2 protein-coding genes are annotated in these 2027 nt (G+C 68.1%); both read left to right on the top strand.

Annotation, left to right across the window (positions count from 1 at the left end; genetic code table 11):
• Window positions 1-405: DALR domain-containing protein (locus tag LQV45_RS28220; RefSeq protein WP_308288940.1), on the top strand; the 405-nt coding region annotated here is incomplete at its 5' end.
• Between the two features lie 134 nt (window positions 406-539).
• Window positions 540-1541, top strand: coding sequence for a 23S rRNA (guanosine(2251)-2'-O)-methyltransferase RlmB (gene rlmB, locus LQV45_RS28215; RefSeq protein WP_230010241.1), 1002 nt, complete (start codon window positions 540-542; stop codon window positions 1539-1541).
• The last annotated feature ends 486 nt before the right edge of the window (window positions 1542-2027 follow it).

Raw genomic sequence — 2027 nt, 5'->3', positions numbered from 1 at the left:
GACCCGGGACCGGAGGCAGCCGCTGGTTCTGTCCCTGAAGCTTTTGGGGTGGCTAGGGACGATGACCCCAACGTCCCGCAGGCCCTCGCTGTCCTGCACGACACCGTCCGCGCCGGCAACACGGCTCTCACCGACGGCGACCTCGACGCCGCGGGTCAGGCGCTGGCCAGCGTCACCGCCATGCTGGACGTCCTCGGCCTCAACGCCACCGCAACGCCTGCGGCCGACGAACAAGCCAACACCGCCCTTGGCGTCCTGGTCGAGGCTCAGCTGGAGGCGCGCGCCCACGCCCGGGCCGCCAAAGACTGGGCAGCGTCCGACGCCATCCGGGACACCCTGGCCGCAGCCGGCGTCGTCGTCGAGGACGGCCCGGACGGGGCGAGCTGGAGCCTCAAGCGCGGCTGAAGCCCGTTGCCGGCGGCCGGTGAAGTGGGCCGCCGTCGTCCGTTCCGGGCCACCCCGAAATCGTGGATTTTACTCGAGTCAGTAGACTGGAGGTCAGACTTGTCAACGAATCGCGTATTTAAAGGGTGAAACTCATGGCCAACAACGGTCGCCGCTCGGTCAAATTGAAGAAGGGCCCCTCCGTCGGAACCGGCGGTCACGGCCGCAAGGCACTTGAGGGCAAGGGCCCCACGCCGAAGGCGGAGGACCGCCCCTACCACAAGGCGTTCAAGAACAAGCAGCTCGCCGAACGCTCCGAGGCCAAGCGCGCCAGCGGAAGCCGGACCACGAGCGCCGCCGCCCGCACCGGACGCTCCGGTCCCAAGGGCCGCGCCACCGAAGAGGTCGTCACCGGCCGCAACTCCGTGGTCGAAGCCCTGCGCGCCGGCATCCCGGCCAAGGCCCTGCACGTCGCCGTCCGCATCGAAATGGACGACCGCGTCAAGGAATCTCTGAAGCTGGCCGCCGAACGCGGCATCCCGCTGATGGAAACCGGCAAGCCCGAGCTCGACCGGATGACCGACGACGCCATCCACCAGGGCCTCGTGCTGCAGATCCCGCCGTACGAATACCAGGACGCGTACGAGCTCGCCGAAGAGACCCTCGCGGCCTGGAAGAAGGGCCACGTGGCCAACGCCCCGCTCTTCGTGGCGCTCGACGGCATCACCGATCCCCGCAACCTCGGCGCGATCATCCGCTCCGTCTCGGCCTTCAGCGGCCACGGCGTCGTCGTCCCGGAGCGCCGTTCCGTGGGCGTCACCGCCTCGGCCTGGAAGACCAGCGCCGGTGCAGCCGTCCGCGTCCCGGTCGCCCGCGCGGCCAACCTGAACAACACGCTCAAGGCGTTCAAGAACATGGGGATCTACGTCCTGGGGCTCGACGGCGACGGCGACGTTTCGTTGCCCGAGCTCACCCTGGCCACCGAACCGGTGTGCATTGTCGTCGGGTCCGAGGGCAAGGGCCTGAGCCGCCTGGTCCGCGAAAACTGCGACCAGATCGTCTCCATCCCGATCGACTCCGCCATGGAATCCCTCAACGCCTCCATGGCCGTCGGTATCTCCCTCTACGAGATCTCCCGCCAGCGCGCCGCTAAGTAGTCCTGCGTTCGGGGCCGGTTTCGCCGTCGCCGGAGTCGGGGGTTGGGCTCCGCGGTCACCTGAGTTGTGGCTGGGTTCCGCCGGAACCGTAGTCTTGCCGTCGCCGCAGTCGTGGCTGGGTAGGACGGAACCGGAGTTTTGCCGTCGCTTAGACACCTCCCTGCACCTCGTGCGGCCGCTAGCGGCCTTACTCGGTTCCGGTCGGCGATGCGCTCCTTAGCAAAACTCCGGTCCCGTCTCTGACGCTCCCTCACCTTGTGCGGGTTGATGGCAAACGGTCCCTCACCTTTCGCGGTAAGCGGCTAAGCGCTCCCTCACTTTTTGTGGGGGAGCGCTTCCGTTTAACGTGCGAAACGTGAGGGAGCGTCTCTTTCAAGCAGCCCGGCGGTTGGCGACCCAATATCGAGCGGGCGCCGGGGTCCGCAAAGGAGCGCATCGCCGACCAGAGCCGGATGAGGCCGCCCAGCGGCCGAAGTAGGCGGCGGG

This window comes from Microbacterium sp. Bi128, from assembly GCF_918698205.1.
Note: the sequence above shows the minus strand (reverse complement) of the source record. Positions and strands in the feature narration are given on the sequence as shown.

What these genes read in the sequence shown, in the direction of transcription:
- rlmB (WP_230010241.1), top strand. Translation starts at nt 540, where the DNA reads ATGGCCAACAACGGTCGCCGCTCGGTCAAATTGAAGAAGGGCCCCTCC.